Consider the following 22,314-nt stretch of genomic DNA (forward strand, 5'->3'; position numbering starts at 1 on the left):
AAACTACCATGGGCGAGGGTAATTTAAAATCTAAAAATAAGTGTAACTGGCTAAGATGAATAGCCAATTAACTCTTAGTCCAGTAGAGAGGCTTTATGTTCAACCTCAATCCAATCTTTTTCATCTACCCAGTTTTGTGCGCCGTTTTTTACCGAACGAATTGGCACAATATAATCACAACTTATTTGCGGTTTAACCGAAGCAAATATTGGCACAAAGCCAAAGCTCAGGGCGGTTTCTATAATTGCTTTTTGGTTTTGCGGATCGATATCAGCCGCTTCATCTATGTAAATAGGTATACGGTATAAGTTTTGTTCCTGATCGCTTAATAAGTAACGAATAAACAACATGCCACATAACAGCTTAATGGTGATACGCGTACCATTTGAACCAGCCGAATCTATTTTTTCAAAGTGCTCGGTTTCGCCCGCGCGGTTAACCACTTCAAAACGAATATCAAATAAATCGGTAAGGGTCAGGCCTGCTTTGTCTGAGGCGAGTTTAATTAAATGATCTTTTGCGTCGTTTACCGCACTTTCGCTGTACGGCTCTTGGCTAAGTAAATCAAGAGTATCGCCTTGTTCAATTTGGTTAGAGGTACTTATAATGGTATCAATGCTATCTACCAACATTTTGCGCGGGATAATATTAATTTTAAACGCTTGCAGGTTTGAAATACGATGCTGGCTTATGCCTTTATTAAAGCTATTCATTTCACGGCGTAGGCGGTCCAAATCTTCACGTAAGCCTTTAATCGTGGCGGCCACTTCGGTGAGGGCAACGCGACCTTGGCGCTCAACGGCATCACGCTCGTTATCAATATTATGAAACGCGCTAATAAGTTTTTGGTATTTACTAAACTCATCGTTTTCGTTATCGAATTTGGTAATACCTGCATTGTAAATATGCATATAAGTATTACGTACATTTATATCGAAATTACGTAGCTCTTGGCAGTCTTTGTTAAAGTGGTGAATTAAATCGCTTAAATTATCAAAATCGATTTTTATATCAATCATGTAAGGTGTCACTTTACCACTGTATAAATCTAACGTGTGGTCAATACGCTCGGTTTTAACTTGGCGCAGGCGCTCTGTTTGACGATTAATTTGCGCTTGTTTTGATTTAATTAACGAGCGTCTATCAGCAATTGAGCCACTGTTTTTTTGAATATCTTGTAGGTAGTCGTCAACTTGTTCGCGTTCGGCTAAAAGCTGCTCTTTTAGCATTGCTTGGGCGTCAACCGATTGTTGCATCACTTCAAATTGCTCTAAGCGTTTAAGTGCACTTTCAGCACTCATAAGCTCATCGTATAGCGCGTCTTTTTCTTTTTGCTTATCTGCAACATTGGCGGCCACTTCGTGCTGTTGTTTAAACTCTTTTAATGATTGCTCAAGTGCGGTTAATTGAGCACTCAGTTGCTCTTTGTTTTCGCCGCTTTGCATTTGCACAGGCGAGAGTTTTTTAAGCTTAATACTGGCACCGGGCAGGGTGAGTACACCGCCTTTTACGTTTTCACTAAGCTGCGCTAAAAATTCGCCGAAAGCATCGTCATCATCAATAGTGATATCGCCATTGCTGGTGGTAGCAAAGGAGAGAAGATCGGGGTTTAATAGTCGCGATATTTCTTCAACTTCTTTCAGTGATAAGTCTTCACGCATACGAGTGAATAAATTAAATTCTAAGTTTTTAAGTTGTAACTTTAAGCTTTTAATTTGTTTTTGTGTTTCGCCAATGCGGTAATCAAGGGTGTGCAGGCTTTGACCTTGTGCACTCGTTATTGAGTGTGACAACGACTCGTAGTCATTTTTTAACTGCGTTAAGCTGGTTTTGAGCGTGGCTTTATTAACCAGCTCAAACTCACTTTTAAGAGCGTTGTAATCTAAAAACCACTGTTCAATTTGGGTTTGTTTGCGCTCTATATCGCGCGATTGTTGAACGTATAAGCTTTGTTTTTGTTCAAACTCGTGTTTTTCGTGCTCAATATCTTCAAGAGCGATGTTGAGCTCGCTTAGTTGCTCTTCCTGATACGTATCAAAATCAATCAGTGCTTGGTCAATTTTTGGTGCATAAGCGGCCAGTTTACCTTTAAGAACGGTTTGGTTTTCAAGCATAGATTCTAGGGCGGCTATGGGCTCTTGCATTGACTCAAGGACTTTTAATTCACGTTTTGCGCTGTTTACTTTATCAAACGACCGGCGCCATACTTCGTAAAAGTCGACCTTTGAATTTGACATGTGGCGTTCAAACACACGTAACATAAAGCGCTTAACGTCGTTTGCACCTAATTTATGTAAATTAAGAATACGACGAAATATTTCTTTGTATATTGCAGAGTCTTGAACGTTGTTAAGGGGGATCATTTTTAAATTGATCTCACCATCAAATTGCGTTGCACCGCCTGTAAGTAGGGCGTTTAACTCTTGCGCTTTAAGCTCTATCGGATTGTAACCTTGCTGCTTTAAGTGATTAAACAGCTTGGTAAACTTAATAATGGTATTGCCTTTGGTGTACTGGGCTAAATTAAGTTTGCCTTGATAGCAAAAGTATTGGTGTGCATAACCGGCAATTTTACCTAAGCCTGCCACGCCAATGACAACTGAGCCATGGGGTAAATCGGCTTGCAATAAAATGTACGATTGATCAGATGAAAAATAAAACTTACGGGTTTCATCTAAATCGTGGCCATCCCACTCGGTAAGGCGTAAATCGTTAATTAGCGGAAATTGCAGAGCATTTATTACTGAGCTTTTACCTGTGTTGTTAGGGGCACAAATAGAGCTGCTTTTATCAAGTGGGATCACACACTTTGCATAGCCTGCGGTATTAAGTAGGGCGAGTTTACTCAGTCCGTATAAGTTTTTCATTCCTCGTCCTCTCCTAAAAAGGTTTCTTCATTTACTTCCATTAAGGCATCAATATAGCGATGAATTGGCGCCTGTAGCATAAAGCTGCCTTCCACTTCGCGGGCAAGGCCTAAACGCACCATGCGTAAATACACATCTTTGCGTAAATCAGAACCCGAGAATATTTCTAGCTGATCAAATAAATGTTTATTAAGTTGTACCAAGGTTTGCATTAGCTCTAAATCGTTTGGCTCATCAAATAATGCACGCATTGGGTCTTTACCTGTGTTGGCAAAGTGTTCGATTAATATATAAATAGTGAGCGCTATCGCGCGCGATATTTTGCCCATATTAGGGGTGCTTTCATCGCTAGCAAAATAATAAAAGCCACGACTGTCGTGTTTTAAATCATGGCCTAATGCTGTGAATAAGGCGCTGTAGGCTTCAATTTGTTGGTCAAGCTCTTGCCACATTACGGTGTCTTGTTCGCAAATGTGGTAACCCGCGACTAATTTTTTATTAATGGCTTGTAAGTGAGAAAGCTCATTTAAGTTTATCTGTGTCATGGTCATTACTCGTGCTCGGCTTTATCAGCCTGAGGCTCTGAATTAAAGGGGTACAAAGAAAAGTGCTGGCCTGCAATGTTAACGCGGGCTTTTTTATCGCTTTGGCTAATGTGTAGGGTGGTATCGCTCACTAGTTTTTGATACAAAAACAGCATTTCATCGGCTTCAAGCTCTGGGTAGCTTTCGTCTAAAAATTGCAGCAGAGGCTGTGGTTTTTTACGCTGCTTTTTGAAGCGTTTTGCAAACTGCGCTTTTACATCGTGATAGTCAGGAATGTTTGGTGTGACAAACGCAGGCACATCGTTTTGCTCTGGTAGCTGATATTCATGATGCTCAAATTCAGCCAGGCTTGCCATGTAGGCTACTATATGGCGCTGTTGACCCAATGAATACTTTTGCGCATCGCTTACAAAATGTGGCTGCACGGCGCTGAGCATATTATCTACCCCATTTTTACGTATTAGCCCTAATACTTTTGCTACTTGGCGGGTAACAAGGTTATTACGGCGCAACTCTTCACGCAGTGGCATTAACATATCGGCACTTTTACGTAAGCTTATCCGGCCAACTAGGTGCATTTCTAGAATGCGGGTACGCAATTGTTCAAGCATGCGTTTATCGTTGTACGCTTTGCCTGAACGTTCAATATGTTCTATTTGGGTGCTAATTTGTTGCTCAATAAGGGTAAAGCAGGCATGAAAGTCGCCTCTAATATCCACCATTTCCAGCATGGGTTCTATATATTCATCAAACGCTTCTATCACGGCTTTATAGCGTTTTTGTAGCGACTGCACTGCATTATTAGATTTGGCTTGCTCAACAATATTTAAAATGGCGTTTTCGTTGTGTAAAAACAGTTTGATTATTTTACGCACCCGATCATCCATAATACGGCTAAAGCGGCGTAAATCATCAAAATCTTCCATTTCACCGGCATTAGATAGCCGATTACCTAAACGGGCCAAATCATCAACCAAGACACTAATTTCTTGTGCTAAGCCTAAATGTTCTTCTTGCAGTAAAAAGGTGGCAAAGTCGGCAACGGCGCGGTTAATTTCCAGTTGTGACGATTTAGCCAGCGGAATAATAATTTCTTGATTTAATAACCGGTTGGTTTCTTTATAAATACGCTCATTATTCCACGTGGGTTGCTTTTGCTTAATGGCATTTTGAAGATCTTTAATACTAAAGTCGGCCATTTTAAAGCGCTTAAATAATAGCTCTAATACACCCCAGTGTTCATTTAGGGTATTAAGTAGCTTTTTAGCTGGGATCATAAGGCGTTGCAACTTCCTAGTATTCGTTATTTTATATTTCTCGAACTTATATGGTATTCGTTTTTGCGACGATTTAATAATAGTTTTTACACCCGCTTAGTGATAGTATCCGCGCCGAATATAGGCACATAGAGTTTGTGGGTATATTTTTTACATGGTTTCAATTTTTACTTAACCCCGAAGGTTGTTTAATATCATGGTTTCCTCGATTATCCTGACGCTGATAGCGATTGCATTTTTGCTTATCGTTATTGAGGATGTGATCCACGTAAACAAAGCAAAAACGACACTATTTTTTGGTACACTTTGTTGGATTATCTCCTTTATTTTTCCTCTTAATGGGCAAAGCCCCGAAACGATTCAAACCCTCCTAGACCACAATATTTTAGAAATTGCTTCTTTATGGCTGTTTTTAATGGCCGCAATGACCTTTGTCGCCTATTTAAACTCTAAAGGACTTATCGAAAATGTTGTGAACCGGATTATGCCAACCAGCATTAGTGAGCGTAAGCTGATGTTTTTGGTGGGGTGTTTTGCGTTTTTATTTTCATCTATTTCCGACAACGTTACGGCCACGCTAATATCACTGGCAGTGATTATGTCATTAAAGCTTGAAGCCAAAAAACTAGTTAAGTACGCCACGCTTATTGTATTTGCTGTAAACTCCGGTGGTGTATCACTTATCACGGGTGATGTAACCACACTTATGATTTTCCTTGATGGTAAAGTAACAATTAGCAATTTATTACTGTTAATTGTGCCTGCGTTATTAAGTGTATTATTACTGGCTACTTTGTTATCAATTGGCATGAATAAGCAACTCGAGTTTAAAAAAACTAAATTTAAACGTATTGAAAAAACCGACATAACCATTGCGGTTATTTTCTTCACTACGGTTATTGCTACGCTTACATTGAGTGTTTTATACAGTGTACCGCCTCTGCTTACTTTTTTATTGGGTTTATCTATTATGTTTTTAGTCGCGCAATTTTTAATGCGCAAAAAAGACATCAACAAAGATATGATCGATTTTATACGCGATATAGAGTACGACACCTTATTGTTTTTCGTGGGTGTGTTACTGCTTGTTGGTGCATTAAAAGAAGTTGGGGTACTGAGCCAATTTACTAATTTGTATACGGTAATGGCGCCAGAGTACGCAAACTACTTAATGGGTATTTTATCCGCAGGTGTTGATAACGTGCCACTAACGGCAGCGTTATTAAAAGCCGACATTGTAATGAGTCAACAGCATTGGTTGTCGTTTACGTATGCAACCGGTGTAGGTGGCTCTATGCTAATCATTGGCTCGGCGGCCGGTATTATAGCCATGAGTAAGGTAAAAGAGCTGACGTTTGCAAGTTACCTTCGCTTATCGCTGTATTTATTACTGTGTTACACCTTTGGTTATGCGGGCTCTTACTTAATGGGTAGTTTTATTTGATTTTATAGTAAAACGACTTGACAGCTAGACGTCTAAACGATAACTTTCAAAGCCGCACTCTTAGTGCGGTTTTGTTTTATTAGCCACAGGTTAATAATACATTCAGAAGAGGTGCGATACTTAGGTACTTAATGTGAGGCAACGACAGCCTGCGATCATTAAGGAGGGAAGTACTCGCCGAGGAAAATAATGGGTCGTTACCATTGTTTTTCGGTTTATGGGGCTGAATCCTCAAAACTGTCACCAATTTAGGTGGAGAGCTTCTGGCAGTAGATTTTTCTTATCTTTATTTCCTGCCAAGTTCTTCTTGTTTTATTGCGGTTTGGATGCCGCGAAAGGAGACGAAATGACTACCCAACCAGTGCCACAAAGTTCACAGTGCACAAAATCAGATTACATTGTTGCCAAATTTGGTGGCACCAGCGTTGCTAACTTTGAGGCGATGAGCCGTTGTAGCGAAATTATCGTAAACGATAAAAATGTACGTATTGTTGCAGTAAGCGCCAGTGCCGGAGTGACCAATCATTTAGTGGAGCTTTGCAAAGCGGGTATTGAAGCCACTAAACGCCAACAGCATATTGATGGTGTCCTTGCGATTCAGCAGGCTATTTTAAATGACCTGTCGTTAGATGAGGATTTAGCCCTTGGGTTTAATCAAACGCTTGATGCATTTCAAACGTTGGCGGCACAAACACTCAATACTGAGCAGCATTTCGATGAGCTACTTAGCTTTGGCGAGCGTTTATCGTCGTACTTATTTACCCAAGTACTAAGGTTAAAGGGTTTAAATGCCACTCGTTTTGATGTGCGCCAGGTGCTTAAAACCGATAGCCAATTTGGTAAAGCAACACCAAATGTGGCCGCCACAGCGCAAGCCGCTAAAGCACATTTAATTCCGCTGCTTGATGATAGCGTTATTGTGACCCAAGGGTTTATTGGTAGCGATGCAAACAATTTAACGACCACGCTCGGTCGAGGCGGCTCAGATTATAGCGCTGCACTGCTTGCTGAGGCTATTAACGCTAAAAGTGTGCATATTTGGACTGACGTAGTAGGTATTTTTAGCACCGATCCTCGTTTGTGTGTAAAAGCCACTCCTATTGCGCGTTTAAGTTTTGATGAAGCAGCAGAAATGGCGACCTTTGGCGCTAAAGTATTGCATCCGGCAACTATTTTACCTGCCAGTCGCAGCCATATTAATGTGTTTGTTGGCTCAAGCACAGAGCCAGAACTTGGCGGTACGTGGATTGAACGTGAAAAATCGCAGCTACCTGGTATTCGTGCGGTAACACAACGTAAAAATCAAATATTATTAACCCTTAAAAGCCCAGAAATGCTGTTAGCCAGTGGCTTTTTAGCGCGTATATTTACTATTTTAAGTGAGTGTAATATTTCGGTAGATTTGGTTACCACCTCTGAAATTAGTGTAGCAATTACCCTTGATAATGCGCCTAATGCATCACGCCCAGAGCTAGATCAAGAGTGCTTAGATAAACTCGCTGAATTTTGCCATGTATCGGTTGAAAACAATTTAACGCTGGTAGCGTTAATTGGCTCTGAAATTGTTTTGCGCCAACATGAAATGAATTTAATGAAAGTATTAAGTGACTTTAATATTAGACTCATTTGCCATGGTGCGAGTAAACACAACCTGTGCTTTTTAGTTGAGCAAAGCGAGTCTGATGCAGTGGTTCAAGCGATTCATAGTCGATTACTAGAAAGTGATTGCGCTGCGTAAATCGTTAATAGTCATTATTGAGCACCGCCAGTCGGTGCTTTTTTTTGCCACAACGCTAATATCAAACATGTCGTTATGTGCTCCAACCACGGTATTGCTGCAGGCTGTAAGCTGGGCGTTATTAAGTTCGTTAAACACATTAGGGCTTAATAGCTGAGCAATAGGGCGGGTGGTGGCTTTAGCCAGCGCTTCTTTTAATGTCCAAATCCTAAAGAAATGATGTGCTTGAGTTGTTAAGTTATCTGTATCGGTTATTAAGCTCACTTCGGCTGGGTGGTAAAAGTGTTTAGCGAGTTTATTAAAAGGGCGCTTTAAACTAATTTTTTCAATATCAAAGCCAAATTGAGTTGATGCTACATTTAACGCTGCACCTACAAAACCATGAGAATGAGAAATACAGCAACTGATCACGCCTGTTGTATTTTTAATATGTAATTCTAATTTACTGTTATCGGGGTTAAATTCAGAACTAATATCACACAGCTTTAATGATGCATAAGAAGAACAAGCGGATTTTACTAGGTATTTAAGCACTAAACGTGTGGCTAAATATTCTTGTTTAGCCTGTGGATTTTTACGCCGATTAATAACATTGAGCTCAAAAGGGCTTAAATAGTGGGGTAAATCAAATTCACCCACATTGAGGGTGGTCGCGTTAAGCAACGCAATGCAATGGCTGTTATTTGCTAAAGCGGGCGTGATTTCTAGCTGGTTTTCAAAGTAAGTTACACTCATCATTGCTCGTTATAAATGACGACCGATTACATATTTATTACCCAAAGCTGGATAGTTTGTGAGCGGTTGTTAGTTGTTGTGAGCGCTAAGTACATTTTTATTACTCAGTGGCTCTTAAATATGGTTTAATTCGCATTCGTTAAAATAATAACAGATTTGTAGGTGTATGGCACAAGTGCGTGATGGTTTTCAAAGTCGACTAGGTTTTGTATTGGCAGCAGCCGGTGCAGCCGTAGGTTTAGGTAATATATGGGGTTTTCCTACGCAGGCTGCTAATCATGGTGGCGGCGCATTTTTACTGGTTTACTTTATCGTTATTTTTTTGCTGGCGTTACCTGCTTTATACACCGAGCTGTATTTAGGTTACAAAGCCCAAGCTAACCCTGTTAAAGCGCTAAGCCAAGCATGGCAAGATCACGCCCCTAAAGTGGGAGCCGCAGCAGGCTATATTGGCCTTGCCGGTGCCATCGTTATGTTAAGTTTTTACTCTATTGTGGCCGGTTGGATGCTTTCCTACGCTATAGAGCCTATAAGTAGCTTTTTTGGCTTGCATAGCTTGAGTGAGTTTTTACATAGCGACTCTATGTTACGTAATTTTATTTTTACGCCGCTTATGCTTATTTTAACCGCCAGTATTATTTTAAAAGGGGTGAAGTCGGGAATAGAAACCTGGTCACGCCGTTTAATGCCGCTTTTACTTGTTCTCCTTATTGGGCTTATTATTTATATTGCAACGTTAGATGGCGCAAGCGAAGGGTTTGCTGCTTATTTAGTGCCTGACTTTAGTAAAATACTCGACCCTGATTTAATTATTGCCGCAATGGGGCAAGCGTTCTTTTCGTTGTCGCTTGGGGTAGGCTGTATGATGATTTACGGCTCATATTTAAAACCCGGAGCTAACTTACCAAAATTAACCGCAAGTGTTGCGCTACTTGATACCAGCGTGGCGTTTTTGGCGGGCTTATTAATAATTCCGGCTATTTATGTTGCCCAGTACAATGGCGTTGAAGTATTTAATAACGGTAAATTAATTGGTGAGGGACAACTTATTTTTGCCATATTACCTGAGCTATTTGGCACTATGGGTGAAATTGGTTTATTGGTTGGCTTATTATTTTTTGTATTGATGTCGATAGCTTCAGTTACCTCAACTATTTCATCAACTGAGATCCCTGTGGCATTTTTGGTTGAAAACCACAGTGTAGATAGAACCAAAGCAACATGGACAGTCAGTGCAATTGTATTTGTTTGTGCCAGTACCATTATTTTAAACTTTGATTGGTTATTTGGTTTAGTGATTATGGTATTTACTCAATACCAATTGCCGTTAATGGGGCTGTTTTACTTTATAACGGTAGGCTGGCTATGGCAACGTGGTAATAAGCTTCATCAAGCAAGTTCTGGTGCACATTATTGGTTTGCTCAGTACATTCGTTTTGTCTGCCCAGTGCTAATGACCTTAGTATTTGCAAACGTTGCGTTTGGCTAGAACGCGTTAATAACTCATGTGTTATTGATAACAAAAAAGCGAACACTATATTTTGTTCGCTTTTTTGCTTTTTGTTTAGCCGCGCTATAGCACTTCGTTTGTTAAGCTATTTCCTTGAGTAACCTCAAATGCATTTTGTAATGTTATATTAGCGATTTCGGTTAGAGCTTCTTGAGTAAAAAAGCCTTGATGCCCTGTTATTAACACGTTTCTAAAACTCACTAAACGAGAGAATATATCGTCTTGATTTATTTCGTCACTGTGGTTTTTAAAAAACAGTTCTGATTCTTGTTCGTACACATCAAGCCCTAAGTACCCCAGTTTTTGTGATTTAAGTGCTTTAATACACGCTTGGCTGTTTACCAGCGCACCGCGAGAAGTATTAATGAGCATGACCCCGGTTTTCATTTTATTAAATGCAGCGTCATCGATTAAATGATGCGTGTCTTCGCTCAGCGGGCAGTGCAGTGAAATTATATCGCTTTGGGCAAGTAGGGTATTTAAATCGGTAATAGTGTAATTGCCTGGTTTTGCAAAAGGGTCGCACACTAAAACGTTAGCGCCAAAACCATTTAAAATGTTACACAGTGCCAAGCCTATTTTACCGCAGCCTATAATCCCTATGGTCTTGTTATGTAAGTTAAACCCGAGTAAGCCATTTAAATCAAAGTTGTCTTCGCGTACGCGGTTATAAGCTTTGTGTGTTTTACGGCTGAGGGTGAGCATAAGGGCAACACAATGTTCAGCTACTGCCTCAGGGCTGTAAGCGGGTACGCGTAATACGCTTAGGTTATGCTGTTTGGCAATGGGCAAATCAACGTTATTAAACCCCGCACAGCGTAATAAAATAGCGCTAACACCCAATATGGCAAGTTGCTCAATCACTGCTTTATCTACTGTATCGTTGACAAATACGCACACAGCGTCAAAGTTTTTAGCTAATATTGCCGTCTGCGCCGATAAACTTTGCTCAAAATAAGTAATAGTGATGTTAGAAAAGCCATTTAAACTTTGCTCAAAAAAAGGTCGCTCATATTTCTGAGCACTAAAAAAAGCAATATCCATTAACTAGCTCCAAGTAATCAATTATTTTATTACCATAAACTATTCTTACTATAGATGCTTCACTCTTGTTGTTTTAATTACGACAGGATTATTTTAATGCAGCCGAACGGACTCCTAAACGAGCGGTCGTCGGTTTTATAACGGGCACTGATTCTAAGCAGCTTGTTATTACATTATGTAATGACTCCGGTTTAGTTCGCGGTGCATAGCGAGCAACCAGCTGCCCTTGTGCATTAACTAAAAACTTAGTGAAGTTCCATTTTATTGCTCGGTTTTGTGCAATACCCCGTGTATGAGACTTTAAATAACCAAACAGTGGATGCGTATCTGGGCCATTTACCATGACCTTATTAAACACCTCAAAATTAATTGAAAAATGTTTTTGATAATAGTCTTTAATGGCCATTCCCTCTAATGGCTCATTTTTATCAAATTGATTACACGGAAAGGCTAAAATAGTAAACCCATCGTTTTTGTATTGTTGATATAGCTTTTCTAGCGCGCATAATTGCGCAGAAAAATGACATTTACTGGCGGTATTAACAATAAGAACCGTTTTTCCTTTTAGCTGACTCAAAGAAAAATCATCGTTATTACAAAGTGGTGCGTTAAATTGATAAATACTATCCATAGATTACCTACCTAATTTCCGTATGAGGGAAATTTTAAAAGACTTTCATTCGCTTTTTTAGCGGCCGATTGACATAATCGAGCTTATATTTCTAAGTTATCAGTTAAATAGGTCATTTTTATGTCAGTAAAAATTGCATTTATAGGTTTAGGCGTAATGGGTTACCCAATGGCAGGGCATCTAGCAAAAGCGGGGCACAGCGTATGTGTTTATAACCGCACAGCAGCTAAAGCACAAAAATGGGTTGAAGATTTTAACGGCAGTTTTGCACCTACCCCGCGTGAAGCTGCAAGTGGTGCCGATATGGTATTTATGTGTGTTGGCAATGACGACGACTTACGGTCAGTGGTATACGGCGATGATGGCGTTTTAGCTGGTATGGACAAAAACACGATTTTAATCGATCACACAACTACTTCTGCTGAGGTAGCGCGTGAAGTTGCGGCAAAAGCGGCTTTACAGCATATCGACTTTATTGATGCGCCAGTATCGGGCGGTCAAGCAGGTGCTGAAAATGGGGTATTAACCGTAATGGCTGGTGGCAACGAAGCGGTATTTGCTAAAGCACAACCTATCATGGCGGCGTTTAGCCGTTTTAGCCAGTTATTAGGGGAAGTTGGATCTGGACAATTATGTAAAATGGTCAACCAAATTTGTATTGCTGGTGTAGTGCAAGGCTTAGCTGAGGGCTTACATTTTGCTAAACAAGCAGGGCTTGATGGCGAAAAAGTAATAGAAACCATTTCTAAAGGCGCAGCTGGTTCGTGGCAAATGGAAAACCGCTACAAAACAATGTGGGCAGGCGAGTACGAGTTTGGTTTTGCTGTAGATTGGATGCGTAAAGATTTAGGTATTGCCCTTGATGAAGCTAAAAATAATGGTGCAACGCTGCCAATGACTGCAACGGTCGATCAATACTACGCCGATGTACAGGCTCTTGGCGGCGGCAGGTACGACACATCAAGTTTACTAGCGCGTATTGAAGCACTGCATAAAAAGTAATGTAATTGGTAAAAGTAAACTGTTCACGATGAGGATAAGAGACGCTGCGCTTTCAGAGGAAGTGATATACATAAAAAATGAATGTTGGTTTTATGTTTTCTCATTTACCTCTCTTGTTGAGATAGTTTTTTGGTTTTTTACCTAGTAACAAAAAACGCGACACTTTTTGCTAAAGTGTCGCGTTTTTCATGGGTTATATACACTAAAGCAAATTACATGCTTTGCGCGTAGTTATACAGCGCTTTTAAAATTGTAAGATTTTTTTCACTGTCATCATGTTCATGCGCTAGGTTTTCAAGGGTGATCATAAAATCTTGTGCGCTGATTGAGGGTTGATCTTCGCCATGCATTAACTTGCTTTGACAATATTGACGCCATTGATCAAGCTCTTGTTGGTTTAGCGTTTGTGGCCAGTTTCGGGCGCGGTATCTAAATAGCAAAGTATTGAATTTAGGGTCTTCAAATTCAAGCTTTAAACTTGCCAAGTCTTCAGGTTTTGCATCACGAATAATCGCAAATTTGGCTTTATCAGCATGGCTAGTAAAGCCATCATAAAGTAAATAATCTACATTTGTAGTGGCGCTGTAATCGCCTTGCTCATTAAATACTTCAGTGACTTTATCGCGAAGCTCAGTATTGGCTTTTAAAATGGCTAAATTAGTCAAGCATTGCTCTCGGTCAATACCCAAGCGAGCAGCGTTTTCAGGCAGTAGTGTTTTAGCTGGTGCTAAAATAGGGCACTTGTTTAAATGCACCAGCTTTAAACCTACGGGTAAATCACCTTCCGCTAAATCTATACGTTTGGTGTATAAACGCTTGCGTAGCTCTTCTACATTTAAATCAAGTAATACCTGTGGGTTTTGGGTTAAATCAAAACAAATAACCGCGTTTTTATTAACAGGATGAAAGCTCATAGGTGCCACCCACGTGGTACAACCCTGGGTTGCTGGAATACGCGATGAGGTATGCACTAATGGGGTCATGTTAAACACGTCCACCAATTCAGCAAGGGCTTTTTTATTGCGCAAACTAAAAAAGAAGTGATACAGCTTAGGCTGCTTTTCTTTTATTAATTTAGCCAGTGCAATGGTAGCCGTTACATCACTTAATGCATCGTGCGCAGCGGCATGTTCAATACCATTAGCTACGGTTAAATGCTCAAGTTTAAAACTAGGGCTGCCATCTTCTTTTAATGGCCACTCAATGCCCTCAGGGCGCAGTGCATAGCAGGCACGCACTAAATCTATAATGTCCCAACGGCTGTTATTGTTTTTATATTCACGCTCGTACGGATCGTAAAAGTTACGATAAAAGCTATATCGGCTTACTTCATCATCAAAGCGAATACTGTTATAACCAGCCACACAGGTATTAGGCACGCTAAATTCGGCATGAATTTTAGCAATAAACTCTGCCTCAACTAAGCCTTTTTGCATCGCCACTTGTGGGGTAATACCGGTAATTAAACACGCCTCAGGATGCGGTAAATAATCCGCTTGAGGCTTACAGTACTCTATAAGCGGCTCGCCAATAATATTTAAATCAAGATCGGTGCGCACACCGGCAAACTGACTCGGCTTATCTTTTTGCGGGCTTGCTCCCCAAGTTTCGTAGTCGTGCCAATAGATTGTTGCTTGGTTTTCGTAGTATGTTGGTTCGCTCATTCTTTCTTTAAGCCCTATATATTCGTGGGTTTTATTTGCTTTTGTTATTTATTGTCTATTTTAGAAAGCACTTTAATATTTGCATGGTGTGTATAAATTCGCGTATAAATTTTTTGCTAACTGTGTATAAAAAATTAAATGGCAACCAGTTAAACGAAAATAATAAAGCTGCTAGGCAAAAATCAAACACCGTGTGTATTATCGCATAGAGATAGTTTAAGTGTAAGGGTATCTGCTAAGGGGACTATCACTTAGCACTACCGTTGTCGTGTAGATGGTAAACAGGTAATTATTACGCTAGGGCGTTATCCGAGGCTTAGCATTAAAGAAGTGCAAGACTATATCCCATTATTTCAAAATTGGTTAAGCCAAGATAAAGACCCACGCCTAGAACTTAAACTCATGCGAAACAATGCCAAGGGCTTACCCACAATGGCAGATATTGCAGCAAAGTGGTTAGCTAAAAAGGTACCCGACCTAAAAGAAAAACACAAACGTTAAACGCCGCAACCGGGTGTATAACTCAGTTGTTAAACCTAAAAAAACCACCAGTTCCAGAGAAAAGATCATATAAAGATAAGGAAAACATAAAGGGCTAAATTTCTTTAGCCCTTTATAATTACATTGCTAGCAAGCTACAGATTGCAATTATTAGGTGTGTAACATTAATAATTGCTCGTTCCGAAATTTCTAAGGATAAGCTGAATTTCAACTTTTTACCCTCCAAAAAATATAAAACTAACTTGCCGATAATTTCAGAATACGTTACGCTGTTTTCGTACAAATAAGCGTTTGCTGGAATCTCAGCAAGTGACTTTACTAACACCATATTGGCGTATGGTGTTAGTCCCTCCACTGAAGAACACCACAAGATGTAGTGATAATCTCAGCTTCAACACCAAGATAATGTGATTAAGGATCTTTTGCAAGGGACAGAAAACGCTCTCATTGTGGATAACTTTGGGATATCGTATTTGTGTTAGTAGGTATTAACCTGATACTGTTTGTTAGCATTTATAATAATGAAAATCAACTAAGGAAAGATTAAATTTACGCTTTTAAAAAATAAATCTAGTTGCTTTTTTAATCATCATTGATTGCTATTTTTTTATACATACTTGAAAAATTGGAAATTTTGAACGGTAATCAGGTGTGGAATTTAGTTTATAGACCAATTAATTCTAATTGTTCTTCACGAGGTAGGTTTTTAATAAGCGATGCTGCTAATTGCGCAGTGGTTTTACAAGGCGGGTTTAAGAAGTGATCAAACGATTGGGTAATACGGAACGTAGCCCCGCACTCTTTAGTGTTAGTACACGAGCAATATAAATTAACCACATGGGCGCTTTGCTTTTTGCGTGACGTAATTGTTGCTTTAGCTTCGCAATTTGGACAAGTAACCCGCGCTATAATAACCACTAATCGTTAATAAAATACACTGTCATTTTGTGCATAACAAATAACTATTATTAGGTGTCATACTTCTTATTAGCACAGCGCAAGTTTCTAAGGTTACGTAAGTATCTTATTTTTTATAATGTCGACTAATCTGATATGTTGCATCTTCAATCAAAAAAGGAAAATGTAATGGAATATAAGAATGGTGAACTTAATAATAAAATCATATCTCTAATGAAGAATGATGTATTAGTTGCTAAAGGGCGCGTAATAGAAGGTAATACAGCAGGCATACACCTCGATGAAGTAGGATTCATTGAAGAGGGTAAAGGTGTCAAAAATCTATATAGTCATGTCGATTTAGTTAAATATAGGATTCTAGTTAATAGCTAAAAATACCTATATGCCATGAACTATAAAGTAAAAGCTCTAGCTCCTAACTAGCGCTTTCTTTTTATCCCGACACCCCAAAATGCTCTAAACAATCGAATTTGCCCAATTGTTGAAACGGCAATGCCTACTATCACAAATTCAAAGTACCAGGGCGCGACTTTATAACCCATAGTCTACCAACCTTTTTTCATAAACGGTTACATGGCTGTATAAGATGTCAGGTGAAAAACTCCAAAAAGAGTAGAATGATTAATTCATCCATTAAGGTTTTTTCGCTCTATTTATAATGTTATAAACTTAAACTAACTACTAATCTATTTTAACAATATGAAACTAATAATAAAAACGATTCTATTTTGGGTATTAATCACCTCTACCGCTGTGTTTGCTGAGCTTGCTAAAGTTAAAGTAAATGGCTTTGATATTGAATATGAAATGGCGGGTAGTGGCAAACACACTATTTTACTCGAGGCGGGTGGCTCTGCAGGGCTTAGTGATTGGGATCCCATTTATAAAGCGCTTATTAAGCATGCAAAAGTAATTCGCTATTCTCGAATTGGCAATGGCGGCTCAGCGCAAATAAAGAAAAACTATAGCTCAGAGCAGTATGCTGCTGAGGCTTTACTATTGCTTAAAGCACTAAAAATTGATGAACCAGTAGTTTATGTGGCGCATTCTTATGGTGCTTATATCGCAAGAGTATTTGCAGCAAGTTACCCCGATAACATTAAAGCGTTAATGTTAATTGAACCTGCCTCAGAGCATGATGTTGATATTATGCGTGAGATTGATTTACCGCGCGCTGAAAAAGAAATTGCCGCTATAAAACGTGATGATATGAAAAACGGCATGTCGAATCAGTATTTAGACTTTTGGTCGAAGCGACCTTTGCCCGATTATCCACAAATAGCAGATATTCCCGTGACGGTTATTGCCTCAGTTAAAAAATATGAAAATCCATCGGTGTTATTTTTTACCGATAAAGGGCGTGAAATGTGGGGAGAACTGCATTTAAACTGGGCTAATGCTTTTCCTCAAGGTGAGATAGTGCTAACCAGTAAAAGTTACCACTATCCACAAAATGATGAGCCAGAAATGGTGATCACCCAGCTAGTCAGGTTACTTAATCGCACTGATTAATTTTTAGTTTACAAAAATATACACAAGCCAAGTTTTAATTCTGTTATTTGGGTCGTTATTCTGTAAAATTATCGGCTTAACATTTGTGACCTAGTCGTTACATTTGTTGTTGGGGTTAATTATTCAATTAATATAAGCAGACGTTATGATTTTTTATATTATTGGGTTAAGTACGCTTGTTATTATTTTGTGTGTGGCGCTTTATGTGATTTACAGCAATATACGAAAGAGCCGAGTAAGAAAGTCAAAAGAATATAATGTGTTATTTGATAAAGACACCATTATTGATGAACTCATTGCTCAACTTAGCGAGAAAAACCAAACCCAAGAAAACCAGAAAAAAACAATTAAAGGCAAACAAGAGATCCTTGCAACTTTTATAGATTTGCATCGATCGGGTAGTTTTTGTGCACATTTAAGCGAACAAGAAATTACGTATTTTGTTAAAAAGAAACTAAACATGGAGAGTACTAAAAATGGATAGCGAGCAACAAGCAGTCGCTGAGGCAAAAAACACCTCATTTATGGCACGTTTTGGTCGTCGTAATGTGATTTTACTAACATCCGTTGTCGTGGTGTTAGCAGTGATTGCAACATTAACGTCGCAGGTTATTTCATGGAATGAAGCCGATGAACGGCTAGTTCATCAGTCAGCTTTTACCGGTAATTTAACGGTAATAAATCAAGCGGGCCCTTACTTAAAAGCATTTGGTACGACATCAGCCTATAAAAAAGTTATTTCAATTAACTTTACTGGCGATAGCAGCGCAACAGCCAGTGCCATTGTACCACTCATTCCTATTCGGTTCTTAGATACCACGACCGGTGGGGCACGCGGTGTTTCCCGCTTTAGATTACCTGGCAACGTACCCGCTAGTGAATCGGGTGCTTTGCGTGGTTTATTAAAAATTCATGAAGAATTTGGTTCCCAAGAAACCCTAATCTCTAACCTTTTAATGCGTGCAACAACAGAAAATGTAAAAGCGTCGGCACGTATGATGTCGGTGGAGCAACATTATTCAGGTGGTAATGGTCAATTAAGCCAAGATTTTTCTGATCAACTGACTAATGGTATTTTTGTTACTGAGCAAATTATTAGTACCGGTGAGCGTGATAAAACAGATGATTTAAGTAACTTGAGTAAGCAACAGCGCGTTACTATTAATATTAAAATGGATGATGAAGGTAATCCGCTACGTAATGCGCCTATTTTAGGCTCTTACGGGATCACAGTCGTTGATGCGAGTATTATTGATATTGATTACGAAAATAAAGTAAATGCGCGTTTAGAGGCGCAAAAGCAAGCGGCTGCTGATGAAGCACTGGCAAGACAAAACCTTAAAAAAGCAGAGCAACAAGCACGTACTGAAGTGGCATTAGGCGAACAAGCGATTGCAAAGCAAAGAGCTGAGTCTGAAAAGCTAAAAATTAAAGAGCAAATTGATGCGGAACGAATAAAAGCGAATGCGATTATTTCTGCCCAGCAACGTGTAGCTGTTAAAGCGGAGCTTGCAAAAGAGCAAGAAGAAATTTTAAAACAGCAACGCTTAGAAGCATTAGGTATGGACGTTTTAGCTGAAGCACGTTTACGCGCAAAATCAGCAGCGCTTGATCCTAAGTATGTATTTGATGAAACACTTAAAGCAGAAGTTAAAATTCAAACGGCTTTATTTAATAGCTTAGGTAACAGTCGCTTAGTGCCTGAAATTGTTATAGGTGCAGGGCAGGGTGAGCAAAATAATGGTTCTGAATTTATGCGCTTACTGGCGGCCGACGCGGCATTGAGCCTTAAGAAGCGTTTAGAAAAAGAGAAAAAATAAACGTTAAAAATCATTATAAAGCCCTAGCTTTAATTGCTAGGGCTTTTTTTGTGGTATCGCTTTGTAAGTGGTGAGTTTAAAACTTAGGACACAAAGCGTGGCTAAAGCCTTTTTCGGTTAGCAAAAAAGTGGCGCTGGGCGTTGAGAAAATATATTCCTCATGCATAAGAAACGCAATTGTGCCTTTAATTTCTTCACTTTGTTTATCTGATGCATCGCTAATTACTTGCTCAGGATCTAAATGGGTTGGGCTTGGAAAGTTATTATAAAGATGCTTAAAAATTAACGTAGCAATTGTGTTAAAGGTATCGTTATTTTTCATTTTTGGAGAGTCCTTAATTTATATATGTAGCAACAAACTGGCTGTTTTAAATATGATTTTTAAATAATAACACATTAAAAATAGGTACATGATCATCCTACTATTTTTTTAAGCTTTAATTTTGCAAGCTGCTGCTTTCATTTATTAAAATGATGATTAGTTCTTATGGCTACTCTGCCAAAAACACGTTTTCGTGTTGCTGCTGTGTTGCTTAAAGTTACAAAGTGTAATTGAAGAGTTGTAAAAATGCGTTATCATTGTAAAACATCATGTAAAATCAAGCAGGTACTTAGCTCACGCTGACCAAGTTCGAGTTAATAATATCAACAAGGCAAGCAAGGACAAATTATGACACCTATGAAACCTTTAGCACTGGCAGTGGCTATGGTTGTTTTTTCACATCCGGCACATGCAGATACAGATCTTGATAAAGTAAAGCAGCAATTAAGCAGCTTACAAAAACAAGTGGAAATGCTGCAAAAGCAACTTGCAAAAGCAGAGCAAAAAAGTGAAAAGACAATCGAGCGCACCATTGAACAGAAAGAAGATATAGCTGAAGTTAAAGTAGCTAAACATGAACACAAGCCTCAGGGAATTAAAATTGGCGGTGCTGTTCGAACCAACTATAGCCACACCTCGTATGATGACGACAATAAAAATCGCGGCGGCGATTTTGACTTTGATATTTTTCGCTTAAATTTCTCAGGCGATGTGGGTGATGTAAAACTAAACGCTGAAATTCGTTTTTTTGATTACATGACAGCTGTTAAATACGCCTATGCTGCTTACGATTTTGCTGATGATTGGCAAGTTCAAGCAGGTATTACTCAGGTTCCTTTTGGTAACTGGCCTTACAATTCACATAACTACTTTTTCAGCACTAACTATTACGTTGGCCTTGAAGACGACCACGATTTAGGGGTGTTATTTAAGCGTAAAATTGCCGATAACTGGCAGCTTGATTTAGGCTTTTTCAAAAATGATGAATTAGGTGGTGTTGATGGTTATGTAGATAACCGCAGCGATCGCTACTCATACGATATTGTTGGTTTTAGAGAAGCTGGTGATGGTGTTTACGCTGAGCCGACCAATCCAATTGGCGAATATAATACGTTCTCAGGTCGCTACGGCTACCACATAGAGCATGAGGGTGGTAAAACTGAAATTGGTGTGTCAGCGCTTGCTGGTGGCTTGCATGATGGTGTTGACCGCGCAGGTGACTATAACGCATGGGCGCTTCACTTAAACAGTAATATGGGCCCTTGGAACTTGCAATTACAACATGGCGAATACAACTACGATATTGATAACGTAAACCGTATTGCTGTAGGCGCTTACTCGTTTTACGACAGCATGGCAGCGGAAGCAACAATGTCGAGTGCAAACGTAGCATACAGCGTGCCGGTGCAATGGGGCGCAGTGACAAACTTACAGTTTTATAATGACTACAGCGCTATTTACGACAAATCAGACAACAGCAAAGATACGTGGATGAACGTAACTGGTTTCTCGGTCGCTGCAGGTGGTTTATTTACTTACTTTGATTTAGTTCATGGTAAAAACATGCCGTTTGTTGGTGGTTCATTAGCGGGCGATAGCAGCGAAACTGAGCGTCGCTTCAACATTAATATTGGCTATTACTTCTAAGCTAATATTCAAAGCACACGTCTATATACCGGGCGTGTGCTCCTATCGTTTTAAAAATTATTTTTACCCTACTAATTTCAGTACCTACAAATTGATAAATCTTTAATCAACTTCTAGTATAAAAGTTCAAATGGAATTAAATAAATAATCCATATAGCTTAGCTGGAGGCTAGACATCGATGTTTGTCGTTAATGAGCAGGTATTATCTGATGTAAACAAAAACTTTATTATTCCCCCAAAACCGCAAATTTTAGATGATCTTGATAGATTAGCACATCAAAATGAGCCGTCTTTAATGGCTGCTGCAGATATCGTTGCTAAAGATGTGGCTATAGCGTCTGCTATTTTGAAAATTGTTAATTCACCCGCTTATGGCTTAGTTCGTAGTGTGTCTGATATTAAACAAGCCATCATGTTTTTAGGTTGGAATGGCATAGAAGCACTTATTCCTGCGCTTAAATTAAAGCAAATGTTTTTACAAAAAACATGTTGTATTAGTTTAGAGCGTTTTTGGGATAACGCATCTGAAATTGCTAATGTAAACATGATTGTTGGACAGCGAGTAAAAAATAAAATTCCAGTTGAATATTTATACACACTCGGTTTATTTCATGATTGCGGCATAGTCCCCATGGCGATTAAATATGACGACTACGTCAATGTGCTGCATGGTTCAAATAGAAGCAGTAAAGAAAGTTTAGTTGATATTGAAGATCGTGTTTATGGCGCTAATCATGCCATTATCGGCTATTACTTAGCATCGAGTTGGCATTTACCAAGAGATATTTGCCAGCTTATTTTACGCCATCATGATTTAAGTTTACTTGAGGACACATCCGATCCTAATCAACAGCTCTGTTTTTGTGTGTTAAAGCTCTCTGAAAGCATAGTAAATAGTATTTTACGTGATGAAAAAATTAAAGATTGGGAGCACCTTGAACCGTTTATACTTAAAAAGTTAAATATGTCTGAAGATGAATATATTGATTTACAAGAAGAAGTTATTGATTACTTAAATCAGTAAATAATCATGCCGGGTTTGCAGCCTAGTTAAACGAGCGGTTATTTGTCGCTTTTATTAAAACGAATATGCTCAGTTTAATTAGACTAAAGTCTATAGGTTAGTTTTTTTCACT

Annotated in this window: 20 protein-coding genes and 1 riboswitch; of the genes, 11 read left to right on the forward strand and 9 right to left on the reverse strand. The window is 39.1% G+C overall.

Annotation, left to right across the window (positions count from 1 at the left end; translation table 11 throughout):
- Nucleotides 1-74 precede the first annotated feature (74 nt).
- Genes QL984_RS00140 through QL984_RS00150 form a run of 3 tightly spaced genes read right to left on the reverse strand, consistent with a single transcriptional unit; the run spans nt 75 to nt 4,689 of the window.
- Nucleotides 75-2,867, reverse strand: a complete 2,793-nt coding sequence (locus QL984_RS00140) for an ATPase (protein ID WP_290171823.1) — start codon at nt 2,865-2,867, stop codon at nt 75-77.
- Nucleotides 2,864-3,412 carry a hypothetical protein gene (locus QL984_RS00145; protein WP_290171824.1) on the reverse strand — a complete coding sequence of 183 codons (549 nt, stop codon included), beginning with the start codon at nt 3,410-3,412 and terminating at the stop codon, nt 2,864-2,866. Before QL984_RS00145 ends, QL984_RS00140 begins: the two co-directional genes overlap by 4 nt.
- Nucleotides 3,413-3,417: 5 nt before the next feature.
- Nucleotides 3,418-4,689 carry a hypothetical protein gene (locus tag QL984_RS00150; protein WP_096038509.1) on the reverse strand — a complete coding sequence of 424 codons (1,272 nt, stop codon included), beginning with the start codon at nt 4,687-4,689 and terminating at the stop codon, nt 3,418-3,420.
- 196 nt (nt 4,690-4,885) lie between these two features.
- Here QL984_RS00150 and nhaD point away from each other — a divergent pair, with 196 nt between their 5' ends.
- Nucleotides 4,886-6,133, forward strand: coding sequence for a sodium:proton antiporter NhaD (nhaD, locus tag QL984_RS00155; RefSeq protein WP_013465139.1), 1,248 nt, complete (start codon nt 4,886-4,888; stop codon nt 6,131-6,133).
- A gap of 98 nt (nt 6,134-6,231) precedes the next feature.
- Nucleotides 6,232-6,404: riboswitch (Lysine riboswitch) on the forward strand.
- 75 nt (nt 6,405-6,479) lie between these two features.
- On the forward strand, nt 6,480-7,871 hold the full coding sequence (gene lysC / locus QL984_RS00160; RefSeq protein ID WP_290171825.1) for a lysine-sensitive aspartokinase 3: 1,392 nt from the start codon (nt 6,480-6,482) through the stop codon (nt 7,869-7,871).
- On the opposite strand, the gene QL984_RS00165 is transcribed toward lysC, so the two are convergent.
- The gene (locus QL984_RS00165; protein ID WP_290171871.1) at nt 7,848-8,606 is read right to left on the reverse strand and encodes a 4'-phosphopantetheinyl transferase superfamily protein; all 759 of its coding nucleotides are present in this window, start codon (nt 8,604-8,606) and stop codon (nt 7,848-7,850) included. The genes lysC and QL984_RS00165 overlap by 24 nt on opposite strands.
- Nucleotides 8,607-8,772: 166 nt before the next feature.
- On the opposite strand from QL984_RS00165, the gene QL984_RS00170 reads away from it, so the two are divergent.
- Entirely contained in the window at nt 8,773-10,095 is a 1,323-nt protein-coding gene (locus QL984_RS00170; protein ID WP_290171826.1) for a sodium-dependent transporter, read from the forward strand.
- An 84-nt stretch (nt 10,096-10,179) separates the two neighbouring features.
- Here QL984_RS00170 and QL984_RS00175 read toward each other — a convergent pair whose 3' ends face one another.
- Together QL984_RS00175 and QL984_RS00180 are read right to left on the reverse strand one after the other, a co-directional pair.
- Complete coding sequence (locus QL984_RS00175; RefSeq protein ID WP_290171827.1) at nt 10,180-11,160, reverse strand: 2-hydroxyacid dehydrogenase; 981 nt, start codon at nt 11,158-11,160, stop codon at nt 10,180-10,182.
- 88 nt (nt 11,161-11,248) lie between these two features.
- Nucleotides 11,249-11,791, reverse strand: coding sequence for a glutathione peroxidase (locus QL984_RS00180; RefSeq protein ID WP_028835101.1), 543 nt, complete (start codon nt 11,789-11,791; stop codon nt 11,249-11,251).
- A 120-nt stretch (nt 11,792-11,911) separates the two neighbouring features.
- On the opposite strand from QL984_RS00180, the gene QL984_RS00185 reads away from it, so the two are divergent.
- Complete coding sequence (locus QL984_RS00185; RefSeq protein WP_028835102.1) at nt 11,912-12,793, forward strand: NAD(P)-dependent oxidoreductase; 882 nt, start codon at nt 11,912-11,914, stop codon at nt 12,791-12,793.
- 212 nt (nt 12,794-13,005) lie between these two features.
- On the opposite strand, the gene sbcB is transcribed toward QL984_RS00185, so the two are convergent.
- Nucleotides 13,006-14,457: an exodeoxyribonuclease I gene (gene sbcB, locus QL984_RS00190; RefSeq protein WP_138764969.1), complete on the reverse strand. Its 1,452-nt coding sequence runs from the start codon at nt 14,455-14,457 to the stop codon at nt 13,006-13,008.
- Nucleotides 14,458-14,787: 330 nt separating this feature from the next.
- On the opposite strand from sbcB, the gene QL984_RS00195 reads away from it, so the two are divergent.
- Nucleotides 14,788-14,958: a hypothetical protein gene (locus tag QL984_RS00195; RefSeq protein ID WP_290171828.1), complete on the forward strand. Its 171-nt coding sequence runs from the start codon at nt 14,788-14,790 to the stop codon at nt 14,956-14,958.
- A gap of 663 nt (nt 14,959-15,621) precedes the next feature.
- Here QL984_RS00195 and QL984_RS00200 read toward each other — a convergent pair.
- Nucleotides 15,622-15,876 (reverse strand): ogr/Delta-like zinc finger family protein, encoded by a 255-nt coding sequence (locus QL984_RS00200; protein ID WP_256872082.1) that lies wholly within the window; start codon nt 15,874-15,876, stop codon nt 15,622-15,624.
- A 168-nt stretch (nt 15,877-16,044) separates the two neighbouring features.
- Here QL984_RS00200 and QL984_RS00205 point away from each other — a divergent pair, with 168 nt between their 5' ends.
- The 4 genes from QL984_RS00205 to QL984_RS00225 all read left to right on the forward strand — a co-directional run bounded on the left by QL984_RS00205 (nt 16,045) and on the right by QL984_RS00225 (nt 19,208).
- On the forward strand, nt 16,045-16,248 hold the full coding sequence (locus QL984_RS00205; RefSeq protein ID WP_138764970.1) for a hypothetical protein: 204 nt from the start codon (nt 16,045-16,047) through the stop codon (nt 16,246-16,248).
- A 327-nt stretch (nt 16,249-16,575) separates the two neighbouring features.
- Nucleotides 16,576-17,388, forward strand: a complete 813-nt coding sequence (locus QL984_RS00215; protein ID WP_290171829.1) for an alpha/beta hydrolase — start codon at nt 16,576-16,578, stop codon at nt 17,386-17,388.
- Nucleotides 17,389-17,533: 145 nt separating this feature from the next.
- Nucleotides 17,534-17,872, forward strand: a complete 339-nt coding sequence (locus tag QL984_RS00220) for a methanolan biosynthesis protein EpsI (protein WP_290171830.1) — start codon at nt 17,534-17,536, stop codon at nt 17,870-17,872.
- Entirely contained in the window at nt 17,865-19,208 is a 1,344-nt protein-coding gene (locus QL984_RS00225; RefSeq protein WP_036954443.1) for an SPFH domain-containing protein, read from the forward strand. Before QL984_RS00220 ends, QL984_RS00225 begins: the two co-directional genes overlap by 8 nt.
- Before the next feature lie 76 nt (nt 19,209-19,284).
- Here the strand turns inward: QL984_RS00225 and QL984_RS00230 are convergent, their stop codons facing one another.
- Complete coding sequence (locus tag QL984_RS00230) at nt 19,285-19,530, reverse strand: hypothetical protein (RefSeq protein ID WP_290171831.1); 246 nt, start codon at nt 19,528-19,530, stop codon at nt 19,285-19,287.
- Nucleotides 19,531-19,878: 348 nt separating this feature from the next.
- On the opposite strand from QL984_RS00230, the gene QL984_RS00235 reads away from it, so the two are divergent.
- Nucleotides 19,879-21,177, forward strand: coding sequence for a porin (locus tag QL984_RS00235; RefSeq protein WP_013465127.1), 1,299 nt, complete (start codon nt 19,879-19,881; stop codon nt 21,175-21,177).
- 179 nt (nt 21,178-21,356) lie between these two features.
- On the forward strand, nt 21,357-22,202 hold the full coding sequence (locus tag QL984_RS00240; protein ID WP_290171832.1) for an HDOD domain-containing protein: 846 nt from the start codon (nt 21,357-21,359) through the stop codon (nt 22,200-22,202).
- The last annotated feature ends 112 nt before the right edge of the window (nt 22,203-22,314 follow it).

The organism is Pseudoalteromonas sp. APC 3495, assembly GCF_030407645.1.
Taxonomy (GTDB): domain Bacteria; phylum Pseudomonadota; class Gammaproteobacteria; order Enterobacterales; family Alteromonadaceae; genus Pseudoalteromonas; species Pseudoalteromonas tetraodonis.

What these genes read in the sequence shown, in the direction of transcription:
- QL984_RS00140 (WP_290171823.1), bottom strand. Translation starts at nt 2,867, where the DNA reads ATGAAAAACTTATACGGACTGAGTAAACTCGCCCTACTTAATACCGCA.
- QL984_RS00145 (WP_290171824.1), bottom strand. Translation starts at nt 3,412, where the DNA reads ATGACACAGATAAACTTAAATGAGCTTTCTCACTTACAAGCCATTAAT.
- QL984_RS00150 (WP_096038509.1), bottom strand. Translation starts at nt 4,689, where the DNA reads ATGATCCCAGCTAAAAAGCTACTTAATACCCTAAATGAACACTGGGGT.
- nhaD (WP_013465139.1), top strand. Translation starts at nt 4,886, where the DNA reads ATGGTTTCCTCGATTATCCTGACGCTGATAGCGATTGCATTTTTGCTT.
- lysC (WP_290171825.1), top strand. Translation starts at nt 6,480, where the DNA reads ATGACTACCCAACCAGTGCCACAAAGTTCACAGTGCACAAAATCAGAT.
- QL984_RS00165 (WP_290171871.1), bottom strand. Translation starts at nt 8,606, where the DNA reads ATGAGTGTAACTTACTTTGAAAACCAGCTAGAAATCACGCCCGCTTTA.
- QL984_RS00170 (WP_290171826.1), top strand. Translation starts at nt 8,773, where the DNA reads ATGGCACAAGTGCGTGATGGTTTTCAAAGTCGACTAGGTTTTGTATTG.
- QL984_RS00175 (WP_290171827.1), bottom strand. Translation starts at nt 11,160, where the DNA reads ATGGATATTGCTTTTTTTAGTGCTCAGAAATATGAGCGACCTTTTTTT.
- QL984_RS00180 (WP_028835101.1), bottom strand. Translation starts at nt 11,791, where the DNA reads ATGGATAGTATTTATCAATTTAACGCACCACTTTGTAATAACGATGAT.
- QL984_RS00185 (WP_028835102.1), top strand. Translation starts at nt 11,912, where the DNA reads ATGTCAGTAAAAATTGCATTTATAGGTTTAGGCGTAATGGGTTACCCA.
- sbcB (WP_138764969.1), bottom strand. Translation starts at nt 14,457, where the DNA reads ATGAGCGAACCAACATACTACGAAAACCAAGCAACAATCTATTGGCAC.
- QL984_RS00205 (WP_138764970.1), top strand. Translation starts at nt 16,045, where the DNA reads ATGGAATATAAGAATGGTGAACTTAATAATAAAATCATATCTCTAATG.
- QL984_RS00215 (WP_290171829.1), top strand. Translation starts at nt 16,576, where the DNA reads ATGAAACTAATAATAAAAACGATTCTATTTTGGGTATTAATCACCTCT.
- QL984_RS00220 (WP_290171830.1), top strand. Translation starts at nt 17,534, where the DNA reads ATGATTTTTTATATTATTGGGTTAAGTACGCTTGTTATTATTTTGTGT.
- QL984_RS00225 (WP_036954443.1), top strand. Translation starts at nt 17,865, where the DNA reads ATGGATAGCGAGCAACAAGCAGTCGCTGAGGCAAAAAACACCTCATTT.
- QL984_RS00230 (WP_290171831.1), bottom strand. Translation starts at nt 19,530, where the DNA reads ATGAAAAATAACGATACCTTTAACACAATTGCTACGTTAATTTTTAAG.
- QL984_RS00235 (WP_013465127.1), top strand. Translation starts at nt 19,879, where the DNA reads ATGACACCTATGAAACCTTTAGCACTGGCAGTGGCTATGGTTGTTTTT.
- QL984_RS00240 (WP_290171832.1), top strand. Translation starts at nt 21,357, where the DNA reads ATGTTTGTCGTTAATGAGCAGGTATTATCTGATGTAAACAAAAACTTT.